The organism is Vibrio sp. 1069, from assembly GCF_033340555.1.
The window spans coordinates 293,256-316,516 of record NZ_JAWOWP010000001.1 but is presented as its reverse complement, the minus strand read 5'-3'; the positions used below and the strand labels follow the sequence as shown (position 1 = coordinate 316,516).

The 23,261-nt window shown below is 44.7% G+C and carries 16 protein-coding genes; 9 read left to right on the top strand and 7 right to left on the bottom strand.

What is annotated here, in order from left to right; translation table 11 throughout:
* Positions 1-246: 246 nt before the first annotated feature.
* On the bottom strand, positions 247-2,601 hold the full coding sequence (locus tag R7040_RS01380) for a helicase-related protein (RefSeq protein ID WP_318081258.1): 2,355 nt from the start codon (positions 2,599-2,601) through the stop codon (positions 247-249).
* A 213-nt stretch (positions 2,602-2,814) separates the two neighbouring features.
* On the opposite strand from R7040_RS01380, the gene R7040_RS01375 reads away from it, so the two are divergent.
* The 3 genes from R7040_RS01375 to R7040_RS01365 all read left to right on the top strand — a co-directional run bounded on the left by R7040_RS01375 (position 2,815) and on the right by R7040_RS01365 (position 6,982).
* A complete protein-coding gene (locus R7040_RS01375) occupies positions 2,815-4,503 on the top strand; it encodes an NAD-dependent malic enzyme (protein ID WP_005377977.1) in 1,689 nt (562 codons plus the stop codon).
* Positions 4,504-4,657: 154 nt separating this feature from the next.
* Positions 4,658-5,392, top strand: coding sequence for a vancomycin high temperature exclusion protein (locus R7040_RS01370; RefSeq protein WP_047100722.1), 735 nt, complete (start codon positions 4,658-4,660; stop codon positions 5,390-5,392).
* 219 nt (positions 5,393-5,611) lie between these two features.
* On the top strand, positions 5,612-6,982 hold the full coding sequence (locus R7040_RS01365; protein WP_017634863.1) for an SLC13 family permease: 1,371 nt from the start codon (positions 5,612-5,614) through the stop codon (positions 6,980-6,982).
* Positions 6,983-7,124: 142 nt separating this feature from the next.
* Here the strand turns inward: R7040_RS01365 and R7040_RS01360 are convergent, their stop codons facing one another.
* A complete protein-coding gene (locus tag R7040_RS01360; protein WP_206957337.1) occupies positions 7,125-8,462 on the bottom strand; it encodes a GGDEF domain-containing protein in 1,338 nt (445 codons plus the stop codon).
* A 334-nt stretch (positions 8,463-8,796) separates the two neighbouring features.
* On the opposite strand from R7040_RS01360, the gene R7040_RS01355 reads away from it, so the two are divergent.
* Positions 8,797-9,621 (top strand): DUF2797 domain-containing protein, encoded by an 825-nt coding sequence (locus tag R7040_RS01355; RefSeq protein WP_053303179.1) that lies wholly within the window; start codon positions 8,797-8,799, stop codon positions 9,619-9,621.
* Positions 9,622-9,711: 90 nt separating this feature from the next.
* On the opposite strand, the gene R7040_RS01350 is transcribed toward R7040_RS01355, so the two are convergent.
* Both R7040_RS01350 and R7040_RS01345 read right to left on the bottom strand, forming a co-directional pair.
* Positions 9,712-10,947, bottom strand: coding sequence for a cysteine desulfurase-like protein (locus tag R7040_RS01350; protein WP_064353827.1), 1,236 nt, complete (start codon positions 10,945-10,947; stop codon positions 9,712-9,714).
* Positions 10,931-11,587, bottom strand: coding sequence for a 2OG-Fe dioxygenase family protein (locus R7040_RS01345; protein WP_005377989.1), 657 nt, complete (start codon positions 11,585-11,587; stop codon positions 10,931-10,933). The genes R7040_RS01350 and R7040_RS01345 overlap by 17 nt, the downstream gene beginning before the upstream one ends.
* Positions 11,588-11,946: 359 nt before the next feature.
* On the opposite strand from R7040_RS01345, the gene trxB reads away from it, so the two are divergent.
* From trxB to cydC, 3 genes are all read left to right on the top strand, one after another.
* Positions 11,947-12,906, top strand: a complete 960-nt coding sequence (trxB, locus tag R7040_RS01340) for a thioredoxin-disulfide reductase (RefSeq protein ID WP_054577922.1) — start codon at positions 11,947-11,949, stop codon at positions 12,904-12,906.
* Positions 12,907-13,009: 103 nt separating this feature from the next.
* Positions 13,010-14,797 carry a heme ABC transporter permease/ATP-binding protein CydD gene (cydD, locus tag R7040_RS01335; RefSeq protein WP_318095248.1) on the top strand — a complete coding sequence of 596 codons (1,788 nt, stop codon included), beginning with the start codon at positions 13,010-13,012 and terminating at the stop codon, positions 14,795-14,797.
* Positions 14,790-16,511, top strand: coding sequence for a heme ABC transporter ATP-binding protein/permease CydC (gene cydC, locus R7040_RS01330; protein WP_213868395.1), 1,722 nt, complete (start codon positions 14,790-14,792; stop codon positions 16,509-16,511). The genes cydD and cydC overlap by 8 nt, the downstream gene beginning before the upstream one ends.
* Positions 16,512-16,608: 97 nt before the next feature.
* Here the strand turns inward: cydC and R7040_RS01325 are convergent, their stop codons facing one another.
* From R7040_RS01325 to R7040_RS01315, 3 genes are all read right to left on the bottom strand, one after another.
* Positions 16,609-17,940: a D-serine ammonia-lyase gene (locus R7040_RS01325; protein WP_213967380.1), complete on the bottom strand. Its 1,332-nt coding sequence runs from the start codon at positions 17,938-17,940 to the stop codon at positions 16,609-16,611.
* A gap of 83 nt (positions 17,941-18,023) precedes the next feature.
* Positions 18,024-19,118, bottom strand: a complete 1,095-nt coding sequence (serC, locus tag R7040_RS01320) for a 3-phosphoserine/phosphohydroxythreonine transaminase (protein WP_064353824.1) — start codon at positions 19,116-19,118, stop codon at positions 18,024-18,026.
* Between the two features lie 137 nt (positions 19,119-19,255).
* Positions 19,256-20,524 (bottom strand): DUF945 family protein, encoded by a 1,269-nt coding sequence (locus tag R7040_RS01315; RefSeq protein ID WP_042521988.1) that lies wholly within the window; start codon positions 20,522-20,524, stop codon positions 19,256-19,258.
* 186 nt (positions 20,525-20,710) lie between these two features.
* On the opposite strand from R7040_RS01315, the gene R7040_RS01310 reads away from it, so the two are divergent.
* Positions 20,711-22,651, top strand: a complete 1,941-nt coding sequence (locus tag R7040_RS01310; protein ID WP_318081259.1) for an ATP-binding protein — start codon at positions 20,711-20,713, stop codon at positions 22,649-22,651.
* Positions 22,648-23,145: a response regulator gene (locus R7040_RS01305; protein ID WP_017820839.1), complete on the top strand. Its 498-nt coding sequence runs from the start codon at positions 22,648-22,650 to the stop codon at positions 23,143-23,145. Before R7040_RS01310 ends, R7040_RS01305 begins: the two co-directional genes overlap by 4 nt.
* Positions 23,146-23,261: the final 116 nt, after the last annotated feature.

Genomic DNA, 23,261 nt, shown 5'->3' with positions numbered 1-23,261 from the left:
TTCAACTGTTTTGATATAGCAATGGGATATAAAACATTCGTCTTTTATGCCCTAATTTACATACAAAAGGAAATATTAAAACCAGCTTTGTAACAACTGATGTACAGCTTCGCTATATATAAGCATTCAATTGATTAATATTTCAATTAAGAAACTAAAAACAACACGCAAGTAACGCTATCAATATGAAATTATTATAGATTCACCAAGAAAATATCAATTCTTGTCACAACGTCATCCGCCGATCTACTTTACATCAATCACTCGACTGGCCTTTTTATACTGTATCTTCCAACCCGCCCAACGTGGCAGCTCCCAACGCTTCGGGTCTCCCTTACGGTTTCCCTCTCGATAAACGACCTGTACCAGCTTGCGAGACGCGTAATACTCGACATCTAGTTGGAGTTCTGGCAGCGAAAGTTCTAAAGGGTACTGCTCCGTGAAATCGTCGTATTCCCATTCTGGAACACCGTTAAATGTTAAGTCTTCTGGTTCAAACAACGCCATATCATCGATGTTTTCAACGCCTAATGTTTCCAACTGATCCTTTAACCAGCTAGAAAATGTCAAGGAGCCCAAGTCGTTAACCTCTTCTCCTTCGACATTAAGGCCCAATGCGTTGTAGAGTTTCCAGTGTTGGATTTGCTGTTTTCTTTGAGAAGCAAAACCTGGTAACAGTGTCTCGTCTTCTATCATTTCGACAATAGACTGAACAGCAACATCACCTTTTAACGCTTGATGTTCAGTACAGATTGTTCGCCCGGCGTAGACCAAGTGCATTGTTGCTCTTGGCGTCTCTTCTTCATAATTCGTCTCACCTTGTTGCCACTCCCCTAGCTCAAGTTCGCGTAATAATGTCAGCGGGATAGGCATCATAACCGATGCGAGGTTCAGTGTTTGCTTAACGCCTCGTCCTGGCACGCTATGGCTATCTAGCACGATGGCCGCTTCTTCTTTATCAGGAAAGCGGCTGTTACGCCCAACCAGCATCTCGACTACGCCATTTCCTAGAGCATCCCTTCGACGAGCTCGTCGGACAAACACAAGCTCAGGGTGCAATGAGGCGATGGAGAAAAAGAGCGCTTCACGTTTATATCGAGAGGCAACGTCAAGTTCCGGTAATTCAAATACTTCTCGCATTTGTTTCGCTAAACCTTGTGCCTCTTCGAGTGCGCTGGCATCAATGACAATGCCCGGAAGTCGCTCCCCCCGAACCAAACGGATCAACAAAGAGACATCACACCCGTATGGCTCCTCTTGAGATAGAAGCTCAGCAACTTCACCACTTTGTCGCTGATAGAGCTGCGCAGGCACAGATAAGGCGGCAGCCAAATCAATCATTGCTTCCTTCTCTGGCTTCGCTTGAATTCTGGTAACGAGATCGGCAAACAGTGCATCAATGGGTAGTGGATATACTTTTCTCCCATGCTGCGTGACATTGCCATCCTCATCAATCGCTTCCATAGATAACAACGTCGAATGAGATGCCTCTAGCGACTTTGGGGGAATTGAGTCGAGAAAATCGAGTGTTGAGAGACGGTACCCACAACAAGCCGCTGCCAGCATGGGCTCGACGAGCTCTTCTCTGTGTAATTCTGGAGGTGTCACCAACTCTAAAGGCGCGTGCTCACCATATAGACGAATACAAGCCCCTTCGGTAACGCGACCTGCTCGCCCCATTCGCTGCGCGGCACTGGCCTTAGAAATGTTGGTTAATGTCAGTGCTGTACGTCCATTTCGTTGTACAGTTCTGCGCTCTAAACCACTATCGATTACCACACGGATATTAGGAATGGTCAGAGAGGTTTCCGCGACGTTGGTTGCCAATACGACTTTCCGTTGCTTTTGTACCGTCAGCGCACGATGTCGTTCTTCATCACTGACCGAGGCATGAAGTTTAACCACCATGACATCACTGCTGCTTTGTAGCATCTGCGCGCATTGGGCGATCTCTTTACGTCCTGGGAGAAAAACAAGAATATCGCCATCTTCATCTTCCAGTGCTTCTTTTACCGCTCCGACAACTTCCTGTTCACATCCCTTTTTGTTCGGTAAATAGCGGCTGTCTGTGGAACGATGTGTCACCGTGACTGGAAAGCAACGTCCTTCCGAACGCAGACGCTTAGCATCCAGGTAACGCGCTAGCTTTTCGCCTTCTAAGGTAGCGGAAGTGACGATCAATCGATGTTGATTTTCTTGCTTCAAAATGGCGGTTAATAGATCAATATCCCAGCGTCGCTCGTGAAATTCGTCCACTATCACGACATCAAAGTCTGCTAGCTTGTTTTCCGAAAACCAACGCAGTGCAACCCCCGGAGTCACAAATACAACTTCGGTTTTTTCATCAAAGTAGGCATGAAGCTTGATCGCGTAACCGACTTTGCGACCTATTGGCTCTCCAGATTGCTCCGCAAGAAATTCAGCCAGCGAGGTACAAGCAATTCGACGTGGTTCAATAACCAGAACGCGTCCGTGTTTTGCCGCCCACATGGGCAAGCGGGTAGATTTACCCGACCCGGTTTCGGCTTCCACCACAAGATGGTTAAGGCTTACATGATGGTCAAACTCAGCTTGCAGGCTGTCGATAGGTAGTTGAAACATAGAAATTGGATTTGATTTGATGATGCAAAACATTATACCCAAGTAAAAAAATCCTGCTTTAGGTATCTCTAAACAACCAATATTGCCGATATTTTCGTCGGTATCTGAATTTTTTTGCGACATTACATTGATGTGCATCAACGCATGTTTACAACTAAATAGTGAACCCGTTAAAATTTGGTGCGCATCCTTCAACCCTACATAAGGCACCCAATGAACAACGATAAACGCCCACTATATATTCCATATGCGGGTCCGGCTCTTTTAGCAACCCCTCTTTTGAACAAAGGCAGTGCATTCTCTGCTGAAGAACGTAGTTCATTCAACTTAGAAGGTCTGCTTCCAGAGTCGACCGAAACTATCCAAGAGCAGGTGGAACGTGCCTACCAGCAATACAAAAGTTTCGAAAGCGATATGGATAAACACATTTATCTGCGTAATATCCAAGACACCAACGAAACATTGTATTACCGCCTAGTGCAAAATCACATTTCTGAGATGATGCCAATCATCTACACGCCGACTGTTGGCGCAGCATGTGAAAACTTCTCTAACATTTACCGTCGTGGTCGCGGTCTGTTCATTTCATACCCGAACCGTGACCGTATTGACGACTTGCTGAACAACGCAGCAAACCACAACGTTAAAGTGATTGTTGTGACAGATGGCGAACGTATCCTTGGCTTGGGTGACCAAGGTATCGGCGGCATGGGTATTCCTATCGGTAAACTGTCACTATATACCGCGTGTGGTGGTATCAGCCCTGCTTACACGCTACCAATCGTGCTTGATGTGGGTACCAATAACCCGCAACGCTTAGCTGATCCGATGTACATGGGTTGGCGTCATCCTCGTATTACGGGTGCAGAATACGATGCATTTGTAGAAGAGTTTATCCAAGCGGTACAGCGCCGTTGGCCTGATGCTTTGATCCAATTCGAAGACTTTGCTCAGAAAAATGCGATGCCTCTTCTTGAGCGTTACAAAGACCGCGTGTGTTGCTTCAATGATGATATTCAGGGTACTGCTGCTGTTACTGTTGGCTCTCTACTTGCAGCTTGTAAAGCAGCAGGAACTCAGCTTTCTAAACAACGTATTACCTTCCTAGGCGCAGGGTCTGCTGGTTGTGGTATCGCAGAAGCGATCATCGCACAAATGGTATCGGAAGGAATTTCTGACGAGCAAGCTCGCTCACAAGTTTACATGGTTGACCGTTGGGGTCTGTTACAAGAAGGCATGCCTAACCTTCTTGATTTCCAACAACGCTTGGTGCAAAAGCATACCAATACGAAAGAGTGGGAAAATGAAGGAAATGGCTTCTCACTACTCGATGTTATGCGTAACGCCAAGCCAACGGTACTAATTGGTGTTTCTGGTGCTCCTGGCCTATTTAGCCAAGAAGTCATCGAAGAAATGCATAAACACTGTAAGCGTCCGATTGTCTTCCCACTGTCGAACCCAACAAGCCGCGTGGAAGCGACACCGAACGACATCATTCGTTGGACAAATGGTGAAGCACTGGTTGCAACAGGTAGCCCATTTGAGCCAGTGGTTCATGAAGGTCGCACTTACCCTATTGCACAATGTAACAACAGCTACATCTTCCCAGGCATTGGCCTTGGTGTACTTGCTGTCAATGCAAAACGTGTCACTGACGAGATGCTAATGGAATCAAGCCGCGCGCTCGCAACATGTTCTCCTCTAGCAATCAACGGTCGTGGGGCACTACTTCCACCACTGGAAGAGATCCACTTAGTATCGAAAAAAATCGCATTTGCCGTTGGTAAAAAGGCAATTGAACAAGGTGTCGCATTAGAAATTACTGATGAAGCATTGAACGTGGCGATTGAACAGTCGTTCTGGCAACCTGTTTACCGCCGCTACAAACGCACTGCGTTCTAAGCTTGAGACAATTCGTTTAATAATTAGCCCCTACCATGTAGGGGCTTTTATTTTTTTATCATCCTAACCAGATTTTGGCATAAATGGGCTTCTCTCTTTTTGTTTCTATCAGATATGATGAGAACTACATTTTTAGTTAAGGATATAAAACGTTTTGTTGTTTTCTCGCATAAGATCAAAGTGGAAGCTGAAATTTTCCTGGAAGCGATTTGCTTTGATTTTGTCGATCTCTGCACTTAGTCTGCTTGTTTCTGTTATTGCCATCGACCGGTGGGTGGTTTTACAAGCCAAAGAGAGCATTTTCACTGAATACGAGCAAATCCCTCAACATGAGGTTGCCGTAGTTCTTGGTACCAGTAAATACATCGGAAAGATCCTCAACACTTACTACACTCATCGCATTAATGCGGCGATTGAGCTTTACAACCAAGGCAAAGTAAAACAGTTTTTATTGAGTGGTGATAACGCCCACCGTTCATATAACGAACCGTGGACAATGAAACGCGACTTACTTAAAGCAGGCGTGCCTGAAGAAGTGATTCACCTTGATTATGCTGGCTTTCGTACCTTAGATTCGATTGTACGAGCGAAAAAAATTTTTGCTTCGGAGCGATTTCTGATTGTGACTCAGCGCTTTCACTGTGAACGCGCACTGTTCATCGCTAATGCTTACAGCATTGATGCGCAGTGTCTCGCGGTAGCAGGGCCGACGGCCAACAAGCAAAAAACATCGATGCGTGTTCGAGAACTGCTAGCCCGTGTGAAAGCGTTTTTAGACCTGTATATTATCAATACGCAGCCTAAGTTTCTTGGCCCTCAAGAACCTATCGTCGCAGTAAAAGAGCCAAATAAAGCAGCTAACGAGCCTCTTCAAGTCCCCGTCGAATAGAGGAATAACGTGGCTCACAAGCCTAGTAACATTTCTATAAAACAAATGGGTAGTTTTCTACCCATTTCCAATTCTCAACATCACACTTTCTAATTTGCTCTACGATTCAGGCAAAACTCTTTTTCGCATTCAAAGTAACATTTCATCAATAAATAACTACAAGTCAGTTACTTTGCCATAAAAAAACCGACAAAAGGCAATGCAAAAGGAGCACTACCCATGACCGCACTCGCTGTGACATTGAAGAATTGGTTCTTCACTCGCAACAGCATGATTTTGAACGCGAATATCCTATTGTTCATTATCTTGTTTAATACCTTACCCTTTGAGCCACAAGTAGTAACCGGCCTGAGCATCTTAGTTTTTGTTGCTATTTTGTGGCTAACCGAAGCGATTCACGTCAGCATTACTGCGCTGCTCATACCACTACTTGCGGTATTTTTGGGTGTGTTCAACACTCAAGCCGCACTGAATAACTTTTCCAACTCCATCATTTTTCTATTTTTGGGTGGTTTTGCACTAGCTGCGGCTCTACATAAACAAAAGTTAGATCAAGCTATTGCAGATAAAGTACTATTGCTGGCAAGAGGAAAAATGTCTGTCGCTGTATTCATGCTATTTGGTGTGAGTGCTGGCCTGTCAATGTGGATTTCAAACACCGCCACCGCCGCGATGATGTTACCGCTTGTGCTGGGTGTGATGACAAAGCTAGACGCTAAGAAAAACCACAACACCTTTTTGTTTGTTCTACTCGGTATCGCTTACAGTGCTTCAATTGGTGGTATTGCAACACTGGTTGGTAGCCCACCAAACGCAATTGCAGCAGCTGAAGTTGGCCTTAGCTTCACTGAATGGATGAAGTTTGGTGTACCTATTTCCCTAGTATTAATGCCAATCGCTATCCTCGTATTGTACACGATGACTAAGCCTGACCTTAGCCACAAGTTTGACCTTGACCATCAACCAGTCGAATGGACAAACGGCAAAATGATTACGTTGGCGATTTTCTTACTGACCGTGACGTTGTGGATATTCAGTAAGCCTATTAACGCTATGCTGGGTGGCTTCGCGAAGTTCGATACTCTTGTAGCTATTGGCGCCATCCTTCTACTTGGTGCTTCTCGCGCCGTCGAGTGGAAAGATATTGAGAAAACAACCGACTGGGGTGTGTTAATCCTATTTGGTGGTGGTATCTGTCTGAGTAACGTCCTAAAAGCAACCGGAACAAGCGTATTTTTAGCTCATAGCTTGTCAGGCTTCCTTGAGCAAGCCGGTATTCTCTTAACGATTCTTGCAGTGGTTGCTTTTGTTGTCTTCTTAACTGAGTTTGCGAGTAACACCGCCAGTGCTGCGCTACTTGTCCCTGTATTTGCGACCATTGCAGAAGCCTTAGGCATGTCTCCGGTTATTCTCTCTGCACTGATTGCCGTCGCTGCATCTTGTGCATTTATGTTACCTGTTGCAACACCTCCAAACGCGATTGTGTTCGGTACGGGTCATATCAAGCAAAAAGAAATGATGCGAATTGGTTTCGTATTAAACATTGCCTGTATTGCTGCACTAACGCTTTTCGCTTGGTTGTTCTGGTAAAAATAGCAAGTTCGATTAGCACTACACTGCTGCTCACGGTAATCGTATCGATAACCCAAACTTCCCCCCTAAGTGGTGTTCAGCAGTTTCCCTCTTGGTGGCCAGTTGGCCACCTTTTTTCTTTCCTTTTAGTGAACGGCTATCAGGCTTGCTTCTTTTCGCAAGCAAGTAAACCATAATGAGCTTCCACTCGGTTGCGACCATTGCGCTTCGCCTGATACAACACTTCGTCAGCTCTCGCCATGGTTTCTGAGACGCGTTCATTCTGCATTTGGGCAACGCCAATACTGCAAGTTAATGATTCACCGTGCACCCACAAATGATCCTCCACATTTTTGCGAATCATTTCTGCCTTCTCTAACGCTTGTTCAATATTGGTATCAGGGCAAAATACGACAAACTCTTCGCCGCCCCAACGAACGAGTCGATCGTCTGAGTAAATAGAAGTCGCTACCACCATGACAAATTCGCGCAATATGTCATCCCCCATTTGGTGCCCAAACTTGTCGTTCACCTTTTTAAACTTATCCAAGTCCAAATAGAGAATACTGAAGGTGTTATGCCCCCAGCGAACCTGACGAGATTGTTGTTCCAGCCAGTGTTGCACAGCATATCGGTTCATCGCGCCCGTCAAAGCATCTCGATGCGCTAACTCTGCAAACTCATAGTTTTGAGCTCGCAAAGTATTATTCACCTTTTCCAAATGACGGTGACGCTTTTGCGCTTTTTCATAAGCCACTCTATTTTTTCGTAACTCATGCAGAGAAAAAGCCAGTCCAAGCGCCATCCAAGAGATTAATAATGCATACAACAATGTTTCTTGCGCAAGGTAAGCGCCTTCAAACTCAATTTTATCAATCACAATTCTATGTTTACCAAGTGCCGCACCAGACCCAGTTGCAATATCAATACGTGTGATGTTTGAAAATTCAGGTGCGGAGTGTTCAATCGCGACTCCGTTATCTACTAACCACCAGGTCATCACCTGAAGATTTTTAATCGGAATTTCGACAATATCGCTCGAACCCGATGGAGAAAACTGCATGCCATTATATTTAATGGTGTACTCGTCGTCCGGCTTGGAATACTCAGAATTATAATTGCGAAGATACAAACGTAGGTCGTGGCTAGGGTTAGCCCCTATTCCTGCCTCTTCATATCGCACCTTCAATCGAATCGTATGGTAGTTGGAAAGGTCAATACCCTGTGTTGGCGTTGCTGAATCGGTATAAACCGAGATTCCGCAATAAGGCCAAGCATACGAGCTCTGCTTTAGTTCACAGCTAAGAACTAGGCTTTGCCGATCGTATGTGATATCTGCCTCACTCACACCTCCTTCACTGGCATCTTTAGTTGCATAGATATTGAAATGCTCAGGTGTAATGGTCAGCTTTCGCGTATCGCCAAGCACACTATAAAGGGCAACCAAACTGATAGTGCAAATAGAAAGAGCAAAGATAAAGTTATGGATCCACTTCATGGGCAAGTGACCTGCTGAGATTATACAATACGTGGGGTTCAATAATTTCAAAAAATGAAATCAAGGTAATTTATCAAGAAATAAAATCGCTTTTTCATTCAATTCTTAGTTTCGACACATAGTAACGGATTTTGAACCGTTATCACGTTTTAAAATTTCTAAAAAGTGCAGCCCAACTTCTATTTGCGAAGCATTTCACAGCCATAATTTTTAGAAAATAAAACACGATGCATAATAATTTAGTGAAAGACATTTACTTTAAAGCTCCTGTCAACCCTGCATCTCTTCTCCACTTCAGTATATACTGTGCAAAAACACAATAATGAGTAATGTCATGTCATTAATTGCAACTGGCACGCTAAACAAAATGCGTGCTTCTCTGGACGGTGCCGTCAATTACCGTCTTCCTGTCGGTGAGGAAGAAATCGACTTAACTCCGTTTCTGGGTAAAACGCTCACACTGACTCACACTGGCAATATTTTTTGTTGCTCATGTGGAAAGAAAACGAAAAAGAGTTATTCGCAAGGCCACTGTTTTGTATGCATGAAAAAGCTAGCAAGCTGCGACATGTGTATCATGAAGCCAGAGACCTGCCACTACGATCAAGGGACTTGTCGCGAACCACAATGGGGTGAAGAGAATTGCATGGTGGATCACTTTGTCTACCTGTCCAACACATCCAGCTTAAAAGTTGGTATTACTCGTCATACTCAAATCCCGACTCGTTGGATTGACCAAGGCGCGACTCAGGGCTTGCCAATTTTTAAAGTAAAAACTCGCCATATCTCCGGTTTAATTGAAGTTGAACTGGCGAAACATATCGCAGACAAGACCAATTGGCGCACACTGCTTAAAGGTGACGGTGAACCTATGGCATTGCAGGACCGTTTTGCTGAGCTATTGCCTTTAGTCGAAGAGAAAATTGCCGAGATAAAACAGCAATTCGGCGAAGATGCCATTGAAGTATTAAACGAAAGCATTACCGACCTTAGCTACCCGGTACAACAGCACCCAACGAAGATCACTTCGCATAACTTCGATAAAAACCCGGTTGTTACTGGCACTTTGCAAGGCATCAAAGGTCAATACCTCATCTTTGATACTGGCGTTATTAATGTAAGAAAATTCACTTCCTATGAAGTTGAAGTTAGTGCGTAATCGCTTGCAGAACGCGTTGATTCAAATAAAAACGAAAAAAGCTCGAGTTTGACTCGAGCTTTTGTTTTTCTATTAGGAAGAAATCGTTAGTTATGCGTCAAGGATGCTTTCTAGCACATCGAATAACATATCGACTTCTTCTATTGTGTTGTAATGCATACAACCAATTCGCACTACACCACCCGATTCTTCTAAACCAAGTTGACGAACTAAGCCCAACGCATAAAAGTGACCATTCCATACACAAATGTTATGTTCACCCAGTGTTTTCGCGATGAACTCTGGAGAATATCGGCCAAACGTTAGCGCAAAAGTTGGCGTGCGGAGTTGGCTATCTTCCTTTGCGATACCGAATAGATTGACACCATCTAATGCATTCAAACGCTGTAAGAAACGCTCACTCAAGCGCTGCTCATGTTGTTCATACAGTTGGTAACTTTGCTCCAACCGTTGGCGAAGAGGTAAACCGACTTCACCAAATTGAGCCAGATACTCAACCGCAGAAACGACACCAGCAAGACCTTCAAAACTTTGCGTTCCTGTTTCAAATCGACCTGGACCTATATTAGTGGCAGGCTCGACTTTGTAAGGGCGAATACTGTGGAGCCACTGATCGGCTATGTAAGCAATACCAACGTGCGGTCCGAAAAACTTGTAAGCTGAGCAAGCTAAAAAGTCACAACCTAACGCTTGAACATCAACCAAATGATGAGGCGCATAATGGACGGCATCCACATAAACTTGTGCCCCGACATTGTGCGCCATGCTGACTACTTGCTGTACATCCACAATAGAGCCCGTCGTGTTCGATGCATGAGTCACAGCGACAAGGCGCGTTTTATCAGAAAGAAGGCGGCTTAAATGCTCCATATCCAGCGTACAATCTTCTTCGTTGATACGAACTTGATGAACCGTAACGCCTTTATCTTCTGCCGCTTGCTGCCAGCTGGATACATTTGAATAGTGATCCAAAGCGGAAACAATGATCTCATCTCCTGCTTGCCAATCTCGACTAATCGCGCGACTAAGCTGAAAGGTTAGTGAGGTCATATTGGCACCGAAGACAATATTGCCAGATGAAGGGGCATTAAGTAGCGCCTGAGCCGACTCACGCGCATTTTGCATTACGTCAACGGTCACTTGGCTAGAAAAATAATGCCCGCCTAAGTTAGCGTTGAAACAACCTAAATACCCTACCATGCTGTCTAGTACTGATTGAGGCACTTGTGAGCCACCTGGACCATCAAAAAACGTCACGGGCTTGTCGTTGTGGTATTGAGCCAACGCCGGAAATTGCTCTCTGATCTGATTAAGATTGAAGTTCATTACGCTTATCCGTAGCCGTGAGTACAAATACATCCATATGGCCCGCTTCGTCATCAATAACAGAGCGGATTGGGCACGCGTTATGCCACAGCTTGCTATCAGCCAAGATTGCGACCTCTCCGGTTTCTAGCACTTTACGGAAAAATGGGGCTTGGTTATGGCTGCTGTACAGCATGATGTCGCCACCGATGATGTTATGGCGTCCCACACCAACCATTGCAATGTGATCAAAACCGTCTTGGTGCACACCTTCAGGTGCTACTTGGGTTTCTTCTTCCAGTGCCCTGATACGGATTTGGTGAATTTCTATTTCTTGACCGTTTGGCAGATGATTCGCATTGACAAACAATTCACACATTTCTCGAAAGCCATCGCTGGTAAGAATATCCTTCTCAATTGGCTCGAATTGTCTTACAACATCACCTTGAAATCGGTTGATATCAGAGGATTGAACAAAGCTATTTTTATTTAAGTCGATGACTTTGCCGTTATCAAAACCAACCACAGAATAACGTCGTAGTCGATACTGACCATCTGCATGTTCGGTACGAGGCAGTTCTTCAAACGATGGGGAAAGCTGCTCAATTGCTGCCATGCTGAGCTGTGTTAAATGTAGAGTATTCTCACGTGAATGTAACATCATTTGCTCCTTTAATGAGGCACATTAATTAACATTTAATTTACACACTAGGTTACGCAAATATTCTGCAATTACCAGCTTTTAACGTTGATAGCTTCAACAAAACGACGAAAACGACATAACAAACCAAATCAAACCACAAAAACAGAACCATGTTTCAGTTTTACGCTTTGACAATATTTGAAACTAGACTTCTCTACTACGAATAGAATTTTATGCTAGAAGTCAACGTTCTCTATCAATATTTAGTGGGTTCTAATCTATAACCAATTATTCGATCACAATCGTTGTTTATGCTTTTAAAGCACTAAGAATTTCCATACAATCGAGGGAAATGTTACGCCCTTTTTGGAGCCATAATGAGCGACGTAAAACACTGTAAATTATTAATTCTTGGTTCTGGTCCTGCAGGATACACAGCTGCCGTCTACGCAGCGCGTGCAAACTTAAACCCTGTGCTTGTGACGGGAATGCAACAAGGTGGTCAGCTAACCACCACAACTGAAGTTGAAAACTGGCCAGGCGATGCTGAGGGACTGACAGGACCAGCATTGATGGATCGCATGAAAGAACACGCCGAGCGTTTTGAAACTGAAATCGTATTTGATCACATCAATGAAGTAGATCTATCACAACGCCCATTTCGTTTAAAAGGCGACTCAGGTGAGTACACTTGTGATGCCTTAATCATATCTACCGGCGCATCAGCAAAATACCTTGGCCTTGAGTCTGAAGAAGCATTTAAAGGTCGCGGCGTTTCTGCTTGTGCAACCTGTGACGGTTTCTTCTACCGTAATCAGAAAGTTGCAGTTGTGGGCGGTGGTAACACGGCTGTTGAAGAAGCGCTATACCTATCTAACATTGCGTCAGAAGTTCACCTGATCCACCGCCGCGATTCATTCCGCGCAGAGAAGATCCTTGTGAAACGTCTGATGGATAAAGTTGAAAGCGGTAATATCGTTCTTCATACCGATCGCACTCTCGATGAAGTACTGGGTGACGATATGGGCGTAACGGGCGTCCGCATTAAAGACGTGAACAGCGGTGCGACAGAAGATATCGATGTAATGGGTGCATTCATCGCAATTGGCCACCAGCCAAACACACAAATCTTTGAAGGCCAAGTAGACATGAAAGATGGCTACATCATCGTTCAATCAGGTCTTGAAGGCAACGCAACACAAACTAGTATCGAAGGTGTATTTGCAGCTGGCGACGTAATGGACCACAACTACCGTCAAGCGATCACCTCTGCAGGTACAGGTTGTATGGCTGCATTAGATGCTGAACGTTTCTTAGACTCACTTGGTGACAAATAACTTTTCACATTTGTGTCATATCCTTAAAGCCCAGCGGTATTCCCGCTGGGTTTTCTTTTGTATACTACCGCCTCATTAAAACAATTATCATTAAGCCTTCACGATGGATAAGAAAAAGCAAAGCAGCTTGAATAAGTGGCTGAAGCAACAAAGTAAGTTAGCCAAGCGCTGGCTTATGATTGCGATAGGCCTAGGCGTACTTTCAAGCGTGTTTTTATTGGCTCAAGCAGCCCTGCTCGCCTCCATTCTGCACCAGTTAATCATTGACCAAGTCGACAAAACCGACCTCATTTGGCATTTTGTTGGGCTCGGTGGCACGGTTATCGGTCGAGCTGCTTGTACCTGGGGTCGAGAGCTTGCCGGTTACCGTTGCGGGGAGCAAATTCGAGTTTATATTCGCCAACTCATTTTAGATAAAGTTCATAAACTTGGGCCAGCTTACATCAAAGGCAAACCTGCTGGCAGTTGGGCAACGCTCATCTTAGAGCAGGTAGAAGATATGCAAGATTTCTTCTCACGCTACTTGCCTCAAATGTCATTATCGGTACTAGTGCCTTTCATCATTTTGGTTGTCGTATTCCCAGTAAACTGGGCAGCAGGCTTGATCTTCCTGGTCACTGCACCACTAGTGCCTATTTTCATGGCACTGGTTGGGATGAAAGCCGCAGAAGCAAACCGTAAAAACTTTAAAGCGATGCAGCGTTTGTCGGGTCACTTTTATGACCGCTTGCAAGCAATGACGACCATTCGCTTATTCGATAGAACAAAATCTGAAACTGAAACTCTTAAGGGTGCTTCAGAAGTCTTTCGTACTCGTACCATGGACGTTCTGAAAATCGCGTTTCTGTCTTCTGCGGTGTTAGAGTTTTTCACTTCTATTTCTATCGCAATTACCGCTGTCTACTTTGGCTTTAGTTATATCGGGGAGCTGGACTTCGGCTACTACGGCACGGGTGTTACGCTCTTTGCTGGTTTGTTCATTCTGATTCTTGCGCCAGAGTTTTATCAGCCATTACGTGATTTGGGCACGTTCTATCATGCGAAACAGCAAGCGGTTGGCGCAGCAGAAAGCATTGTCGAATTTCTGGATTTGGAAGTCGATCAAATCAAAGATGGTACCCAAGCGTTAGATAAAAACAGCCCTATCCATATTGAAGCGGACCAGTTAACCATTTTTAGTCCGGAAGGTAAGCAGCTCGCAGGTCCCCTATCCTTCTCTCTTGAAGCCAACAAAAGTACGGCTTTAGTTGGACCAAGTGGCGCAGGTAAAACAAGCTTGGTAAACACCATCCTCGGTTTCATGCCTTATCAAGGTAGCTTGAAGATTAATGGTTGTGAATTGTCGCAACTGGATCTAGCCACATGGCGAGAGGCAGTAAGCTGGATTGGTCAAAACCCGATGCTATTACACGGTAGCATTCGAGATAACATCACACTAGGTAAGCACAATATTCAGGATGCAGACGTACATTGTGTGTTGAATGACTCTCACGCTGCTGAATTTGTTGAAATGCATGGGTTGGATTATCCGATATCTGATCGTTCTGGTGGTTTATCTGTCGGCCAAGCGCAGCGTTTAGCACTGGCTCGCGCCATGCTACAAAATGGTCGTTTTTGGTTATTAGATGAACCAACCGCAAGCTTAGATGCTCGCAGTGAAAAACTCGTTATGGAAGGCATTAACAAGTATGCGCATGCCACAACGAATTTGATGATTACTCACCAACTTGCGCCTTTACAAAACGTATCGCAAATTCTTGTTATGCAGGACGGCCAGATTGTTCAACGTGGTGATTACGCCACACTGTCGACAGAATATGGCTTATTTAAAGACATGTTGGAAGCGAACCTCGCACAACGTGAAACAGACAAGGGGAACTTAGATGCGTGATTTACTCCCTTATCTAAAACTCTATAAGAAACACTGGTTTGGTCTTTCGCTAGGTATGCTACTGGCATTTCTGACCTTAGCGGCGTCTATTGGCTTATTAACGCTATCAGGTTGGTTTATTTCAGCCGCAGCGGTGGCAGGCTTGACGGTTGCTCGTGAGACCTTCAACTACATGTTACCAGGTGCCGGGGTACGCGGCGCTGCAATGGCTCGAACCGCAGGTCGATGGGGAGAACGTGTAGTTAGCCACAATGCAACGTTCAAGCTACTTACCGATCTACGTATCTTCTTCTTTAAGAAACTTGCACCACTGATTCCGGGTCGTGTTTCTACGATGCGTGATGCCGATCTGCTCAACCGCCTAGTAGCGGACGTAGATGCGATGGATCACGTTTACCTTCGACTTATCAGCCCTGTCGTGATTGGTGTTTTTGGCATATTGAGTTTAACGGCTGTCCTGGCGTTCTTTGATTGGCATCTCGCCCTACTGCTTGGCTCGATTCTTACCGTCATGTTGTTTGTATGGCCAGTACTGTTCTATAAACTGGGTAAAAACAATGGCGAGAATCTCACTCATCATAAAGCGCAATTGCGAGTGGCGACACTGGACTGGCTTCAAGGCTACAGCGAACTGAGTATCTTTGGAGCAGAAGAACGTTATCGTAATCTCATTCTAGAGAAGCAGAAGCAGTTGCTGTCTAACCAATTTGTGAACGCGAACTTAACGGGCATGGCTTCAGGCCTGCTTATGCTGGTGAACGGCATTACACTGGTTGTGATGCTTTGGTTTGCTGCAGACGGCGTAGGTGGTCGTGCTCCTGATCCTTGGATTGCGCTGTTTGCGTTTGCAACCATGGCGAGCTTTGAGATTCTGATGCCTATCGCAGGCGCATTCCAGTATCTCGGTCAAACGTTGACCTCTGCTCGTCGTTTAAATGAAGTAATTTTGGCTGAACCTGACGTTGTCTTCCCTGAGCAGTCGAAACATAAAGACACAACGTTAGACATTGAATTCGACAACATAGATTTTACTTACCCTGACGGTCAGCAAAAGGTGCTGAAAGACTTGTCACTCTCACTACCGTTGGGCACTAAAACTGCAATTGTAGGTCAAACAGGTTCAGGTAAATCAACACTGATTCAGCTTCTTTGCCGCTACTGGGATGTTAACCAAGGTGAAGTTCGAATCGGTGGTACAAAACTGCAAGATTGGAGCGAGTCGGACCTGCGATCAGCAATGACTGTGGTCAGTCAACGCGTAGATGTACTAAACGGGACACTACGTGACAACTTACTCATGGCCGCTCCGGATGCAAGTGATGAGCAACTGTCTACTATTTTACAAAAAGTCGAGCTTGGCGGACTTCTTGAAGAGCCGGGGTTAGACGCTTGGTTAGGCGACGGCGGTCGTCAGTTATCTGGCGGTGAGAAACGTCGAATCGGTATTGCTCGAGCATTGCTACGTGATGCCCCAATCCTACTCTTAGATGAACCGACTGAAGGCCTCGATAAGCGTACGGAACAAAAAGTGATGGCGCTTTTCAATGAACACTTTGCTAATAAGACAGTAGTATTCATTACACACCGACTGATAGAGCTAGAAAGTATGGATAGCATCTGTTTGATGGAACAAGGTGAGATCATCGAGCAAGGCGACCATCCAACGCTACTCGCTCAAAAAGGTCGTTACTACCAGCTATTACAATCTCTATAATTCGATTTTCAGTGACGAGAAGGGCTCATCAAATGATGAGCCCTTTTGTTATTCCTGTATTATTAGTTACCTAATTAAGCACGTATACAGTGCTGATTTACCGACCAGATTTTTTGAGATAAGCCGCCATTTCATCTTCCGGAACCATGCCCCCACCTGTTGCCCAAACAAGATGTGTTGCGTTTTTGAGTTTTTCTTCGTCAAATTTCATTCGAGACTGGTAAGCATGGTTATTCGAGACGTGCACTGCACCAATCATACCGGCTAATGCAGAAGGCTCTAGATTAATACCTTCCAGTTCACTTAACTCACCCAAGTGGTGATACATACGAGCGTCATCAATGGTGTAAAAACCATCAAGTAGCCTTTCCATCGCTCTTCCGACAAATCCCGAGGCACGCCCGACTGCCAAACCATCAGCGGCGGTGATGTTATCGATACCCAAATCTTGTACCGAAATATCGTCATGCAAGCCTGTATGTACGCCCAACAGCATGCACGGTGAGTGCGTTGGCTCTGCGAAAATACAGTGGACATGCTCGCCAAATGCTACCTTCAAGCCAAATGCCACCCCACCAGGTCCACCGCCAACACCACAAGGAAGATAAACAAACAATGGATGATGCTCATCAACCACGATTCCCAAGTCATCAAATTGCTGCTTAAGACGCTCACCCGCAACAGAGTAACCTAGAAACAGCGTCCGTGAGTTTTCATCATCGATAAAGAAACAGTTGGGATCTTTTTCTGCCTCTTTACGACCTTGCTCGACAGCAATACCATAATCTTCTTGGTGCTCTACGACATTAACACCATGCGACCGGAGCTTATTTTTCTTCCATTCCCGCGCATCCGCAGACATGTGGACTGAAACTGAAAAACCCAGCTTCGCACTCATGATGCCGATGGACATACCAAGATTGCCGGTTGAGCCAACCGCAATACTGTACTGCTTAAAAAACTGCCGAAACTCATTGCTGAACAATTTTCTGTAATCATCGTTTTCACAGAGCAAGCCGGCTTCAAACGCCAACTTTTCTGCATGAGTGAGCACTTCATAAATACCACCTCTCGCTTTGATCGAACCAGAAATTGGCAAATGACTGTCTTTTTTGAGCATTAAATGGCCCAATATTGGTGTGTCGTATTGCTGCTCCAAACGCACTTTCATCTTGGGAACATCCACCACAGAAGACTCAATGATGCCATGCGAAGCTTCCGTTTCGGGAAACGCTTTCATCAAATAAGGCGCAAATCGTGCAAGCCGTTCACTCGCAGCTTGAATATCTTTTTCATCTAGCCCCACATAAGGCAAACCTTCTGCTAAAGAGGTTATGTTTGGGTTAAACCAGCAGACCTCCTTAAGATCAATAAGTGGCGCCAAGAGTGGGAGCTGCTTGATCAGCGCTTCAATATTCGCCTTGGTCATTTTACCTTCCTGGAGTGATGTGAGTTGAGATAAACAAAAGCGCCGCAATAGCGACGCTTTGGAGAACAACTATCAGTTTGAGTTTACGCGTAGTTTTTCTCAAACTCTTGCATAAAATCGACTAACGCTTGAACGCCTTCTAACGGCATGGCGTTATAAATGGATGCTCGCATACCACCAACGGCTCGGTGACCTTTTAGCGCTTTCAACCCTTTAGAGTCTGCTAGCTCAAGGAAGGTTGCATCCAGTTCAGGCTTAGCAAGTTGAAATGGCACGTTCATCAAAGAACGGTTTGCTGAGTGCACGCCATTACGGTAGAAATCAGACTGATCGATGTAATCATACAGTAGCGCGGCTTTAGCGCGGTTCACTTGCTCAATCGCTTTTACTCCACCCTGTGCCTTCAGCCATTTGAAAACAAGACCAGACAGGTACCATGCAAAGGTTGGTGGCGTGTTGAACATTGATTCTTTTTCTGCCAAAACAGTGTAATCCAAGATACTTGGTAGTACCTGCTTCGCCATACCTAATAAATCATCGCGCACGATAGCAATAGCAATGCCGGAAGGACCAATATTTTTCTGAGCGCCCGCGTAAATCACACCGTATTTAGACACATCGATTTCACGAGAAAGAATTGTCGAAGACATGTCAGCAACAATCGGTTTGTCGGTGATAGGAAGATCGTTAATCTCAATACCATCAATGGTCTCATTTGGACAGAAGTGAACGTAAGCCGCTTCTGGAGCAATTTTCCATTCACTTGCAGGTAGAACCGCGACTTTCCCGTTGATTTCTGTTTTTGCATCAAACACGTCTGGTTCGCAGTATTTTTTCGCTTCAGCTACCGCGCTTCCAGCCCAATAACCACCATCGATGTAAGTTGCCGTATCGGCATCACCAAGTAAGTTTAGAGGAACAGCAGCAAACTGAGCACGAGCACCACCTTGGCAGAACAGCACTTTATAGTTGTCCGGAATATTCAGAAGATCACGTAAATCCTGCTCGGCTTCTTCTGCAACTTTGATGAACTCTTTGCTTCGGTGGCTGATTTCCATGACCGAAGTGCCAAGACCTTGCCAATCGATTAGTTCCTTTTGTGCTTGCTGCATAACTGCTTTAGGCAGACCTGCTGGCCCTGCACTGAAGTTAAATACGTTGTCCGTATTTTGTTCCATGATGCTCATTGCTCCTGCTATGTAAATATTAAGAAATTAATATCACGTTTTCGCAGTGATAAAAACAAGAAAAGAGGTCTTACGACCTCTTTTTAAAGACTAAGCGTTGAATTGGAACAAATTCGCAACAACACGAATTACTGTTGTTGCATCAAAGCAGGCATAAGTAGAGCCACCAATGGGAACTCATGCCCATTTTCGAACTTCAATTTGCCTTCACCAATTTCTGCTTTTAATTGATAACCGCCCTCTACTTTTTCGATCAACTCCATAATAAGGAGCTCATCAATCCCTTCTTGAATAAATGGGTAATGCGTTACTAATTCATCAGAGAAGTAAGTGCTAAGTTCACCAGTAGTGGCCGTCACCAACTTCATTGGATCTTGAGTAATATGCTTAGTACCTTCAGGGATGGATAGTTGCCACTCGTTGTGGAACTTGCCGTCACCGAACGCGAGTGAAAGCTCGTTCACGGATAAATCAAAACCTTTGCTAAACAGCGTATCGACATGCGGCAACAAATTCGCAATTTCCTGCTCATCTAACATAGGAGAGCTTTGATAGATAGACATAATTTGATCAAAAGACTGGCTATCCACATCTGCAATTGAGAAATCCAACTTAAAGTTATCGACATCCGTCCCATCAGTTAAACGTAGTTTCTTAGCATCTAGGTTTAATTGACTGTTCAGCTTATCACCAGACTCACTCATCGTAGTGTTACCACGGTAGCTCGCATTTTCAATCAAAAAGACAGGCGTCAAGTTCGCATCAACCACATCCAGCTTCTCTAGAGAGAAAGACTGCTCGCCTAACCAGTAGCCTTTTGCTTGCTTTCCTTTACCTTGCCCTGTCAATGCATTCAGATGAAGCTCTTCACCGTTTTCAAAATCCACTTGAACAGAAGGAACGGAAACTTGGTAATTGAGATCACCCAATACCGTCACATCACCTGTTACTTTTGCAGGGCTTGTAGAAACAGAAACACCTTGCGCTTCGTTACGATAATGCCAACTGTCTAGGTCGAGGATAAATGCTGTATTGCCATTTAGTTGAGTCTGGCTATGCATCGTGAGAGGCAAAAAGTCATTGTCCACCAATTTTGAATCTGCTGTTAGGCTTGTTAGACCGTGGCTAACATCACTGGTTACGTCAAACGTCGTTGGCATACCATCACGCTCTAACTGCGTTTTAAGCTCAGGATCAACAACTGAATAACGAGTCAGCACGACTGAAGACAAATAGCCACGCTGATACTCGACCACTTCGCCTTTAATCATTTCATCATTCATATTGGTAATACCATCTTCAATGATGGACTGACCAATTTGTCCGACAGCCAATGGCCAACACAGTGCTAATGAGATAGCACCACCAATGGCGCCGATTTTTTTAAGATTTTGCATAACGTCACTTATTAGATATTTTCGGTCAGTCTACCCCAAACCACCTGCGGAGAAAACATTGAGACAAATCAGACTATTGATGCTTATTCTAGTCCATTAATCAGGAATCATACTTGGCTCCCACTCATCATGTCCTTTTATTGTTAAAGTTTGCGTGGCGAAGTTTTAACCGGAGCTAAAACATCTGTGAATCGTTATGCTGTGTTGTGTCTCGACAACAACCCAATCAGTGCTGAACAGTTTCGATTGGAGCTGTCTGCCTTCTCTAGTAAGTTTGATATTTTTTCTGTCGAATCGATAGAAGAGGCTCAAAGCGCTTTAGAGTATCTAGAAGAAAGAGAACAGACTGTTGCTTTAGTTATAGCGAGCCATCACGCTCATTTTAACGGCGTGGATTTTCTTATTGGTTTAGACCGGATGCCACATACCGAGCAAGCAAGAAAAATTCTTATTAGCTGCTCGTCTGATATAGAGGCAATTCTCACTGCCGTTAATGAGGGCAGGCTCGACCACTGCCTCACTAAACCTTTGCCAGATAACGTCTTATTTAACACAGTGCAAAAAGAGCTGACCCAATTTATCTTGCGAAATGGCAAAGAAGACCTGCTAAGTTACAGTCAGATATTGGATCATCACAGCTTGTTGCGAGCGCACATCAATAACCAGATGAGCCATTATCAAGCCGGATTCTTACACGACTACCACTCGATGTCTGATACCGAGTTAGCCGAGCAAGTGATCTCCGCTCTCCAGCAATTTTTCAAAGATAATGACGAAACAAGAGCGTGCCGTACATACTCACCTGAACACTTATTAACCGTGGAAGGCGAGCCAAATAGCTTTTTGTGGTTTATCACCGAAGGTGAAGTGGCTCTGTACAAGCGCGATGAACAAGGCATGCAGCGAGAGGTTGTACGCCATAACAAAGGGAATATTGTCGGAGGCATGTCGTTTGTTACTGGGGAATGTTCTTTCTCGACAGCTCTAACACTAACCAAAACAGAAGTTATCAAACTCGATCGCAACGTATTCAATAAAGTGATGCAAAGCGACTCAAACTTACTGCCTCTTTTTACAAACTTGCTTTTACGCCACTTCAACCGCCGATTGCAAAGAAGCATCAACACCAAACTGCAACTTCAAAAAACGCTCGAATCTTTAGAATCAGCCCACCAGCAGCTCATTGAAAGAGAAAAAATGGCGATGCTTGGTCAATTGGTTGCAGGAGTGGCCCACGAACTAAACAATCCAGTAGCCGCGATATTGAGGGGCGTAGAGAATTTAACGCATACGCTAGAACGATTACTTAACGATGCGCCAAGTTCCGATATACAAACCAAAGGCATTGAATTACTGAGCAAAGCGCAAACCTCAAAACCCGCTTCAACCGCCGAGCTCAGATCACGCGTAAAAGCGCTTAGCCATACTTTTCCAGACCGAGCATTGGCAAAAAAAGTGGTGAGCCTTGGATTAGAGTCCGATCAAGAGCTACTTACCCAACTAATGAGAAAGCAGCAAGCGTCTTATCATGCTCTCAATACACTAGAGCAATACCACAAAGCAGGTTCTACACTTCGCTCAATTAATGTCTGTGCAGCACGAATTGCTGATATGGTAAAAAGCCTGAAAGGATATGCTCGGTCAGATGATGAAACCCTGCACTATGCCGATATTCATGAGGGTATTGAAGACACCTTGGTGATTTTCGAGAACAAATTAAAAATGCACCAAGTTTCAACCGACTATGCAAACTTGCCTTCCATCCTTTGTCAACCGATCGCACTCCAACAGGTGTGGACGAACTTGGTCTCTAACGCCATTGACGCATTTCCAGAGAAAGGTGTGTTAAACATACAAACACGCCTTGTAGAAAAAGAGCACACACATTATGCCGTTATCTCATTTGAAGATAATGGATGTGGCATTCCTGAATCGCAAAGAGACGCCATTTTCGAGCTGAACTTCACCACAAAAAAAGAAGGTAACTTTGGCTTAGGCATCGGGCTGTCCATCTGCCAGCAAATCGTAACAGCACACAGAGGGTGGATTGACGTCGAATCAGAGATCGGCCAGTTCACAAGAATGACCGTCTGGTTACCAGTCATCGAAGAAGGAGATGAAACATGACCAAGTATCTAATTTTATGTGTCGATGACGAACGAGAAGTCTTGGATAGCGTGCTCCAAGATCTTGCTCCCTTCGAGGAGAACTTTGTTGTCGAAGGAGCGGAATCAGTGACTGAAGCTCGGCAAGTGATTGAGGAGATGGCGGAAGAAGAAGTTCAGCTTGCTCTCATTTTATGTGACCACATTATGCCGGAACAAACTGGGATCAGCTTCTTAATCGAACTCAGTCAAAATGGTGACACAAAAGCAGCGCGCAAAGTTTTACTCACAGGACAAGCCGGTTTGGAAGACACCGTAGAAGCCGTAAATAACGCGAGTCTCGATTATTACATTGCCAAACCTTGGAAAGGCGAAGCGTTGAGAAAGGCAATCGTGTCTCAGCTTACCGCGTTTGTGATTGAGAATGATGATAACCTGCTATCCTGGACTCAAATCCTTGATTCTGAGGCAATCCTCAACGCCATGGCAGATAGAAGAGCAAGCTTTGGCGAGTAATAAAGTGTTTAGTTCTAACTTGAACTCAACGATGGTCATTGAACCACCTTACCTCGCATAGTAGAACGAGGTTAGAAAAACATCGTTACTTGTCCGAGTGAAATCCTCGGACACTA

Coding starts and splice junctions, on each gene's coding strand:
- R7040_RS01375 (WP_005377977.1), top strand. CDS start 2,815: ATGAACAACGATAAACGCCCACTATATATTCCATATGCGGGTCCGGCT.
- R7040_RS01305 (WP_017820839.1), top strand. CDS start 22,648: ATGACCAAGTATCTAATTTTATGTGTCGATGACGAACGAGAAGTCTTG.
- R7040_RS01325 (WP_213967380.1), bottom strand. CDS start 17,940: ATGACCAAGGCGAATATTGAAGCGCTGATCAAGCAGCTCCCACTCTTG.
- R7040_RS01315 (WP_042521988.1), bottom strand. CDS start 20,524: ATGCAAAATCTTAAAAAAATCGGCGCCATTGGTGGTGCTATCTCATTA.
- trxB (WP_054577922.1), top strand. CDS start 11,947: ATGAGCGACGTAAAACACTGTAAATTATTAATTCTTGGTTCTGGTCCT.
- cydD (WP_318095248.1), top strand. CDS start 13,010: ATGGATAAGAAAAAGCAAAGCAGCTTGAATAAGTGGCTGAAGCAACAA.
- R7040_RS01350 (WP_064353827.1), bottom strand. CDS start 10,947: ATGAACTTCAATCTTAATCAGATCAGAGAGCAATTTCCGGCGTTGGCT.
- R7040_RS01380 (WP_318081258.1), bottom strand. CDS start 2,601: ATGTTTCAACTACCTATCGACAGCCTGCAAGCTGAGTTTGACCATCAT.
- cydC (WP_213868395.1), top strand. CDS start 14,790: ATGCGTGATTTACTCCCTTATCTAAAACTCTATAAGAAACACTGGTTT.
- R7040_RS01365 (WP_017634863.1), top strand. CDS start 5,612: ATGACCGCACTCGCTGTGACATTGAAGAATTGGTTCTTCACTCGCAAC.
- R7040_RS01360 (WP_206957337.1), bottom strand. CDS start 8,462: ATGAAGTGGATCCATAACTTTATCTTTGCTCTTTCTATTTGCACTATC.
- serC (WP_064353824.1), bottom strand. CDS start 19,118: ATGGAACAAAATACGGACAACGTATTTAACTTCAGTGCAGGGCCAGCA.
- R7040_RS01355 (WP_053303179.1), top strand. CDS start 8,797: ATGTCATTAATTGCAACTGGCACGCTAAACAAAATGCGTGCTTCTCTG.
- R7040_RS01345 (WP_005377989.1), bottom strand. CDS start 11,587: ATGTTACATTCACGTGAGAATACTCTACATTTAACACAGCTCAGCATG.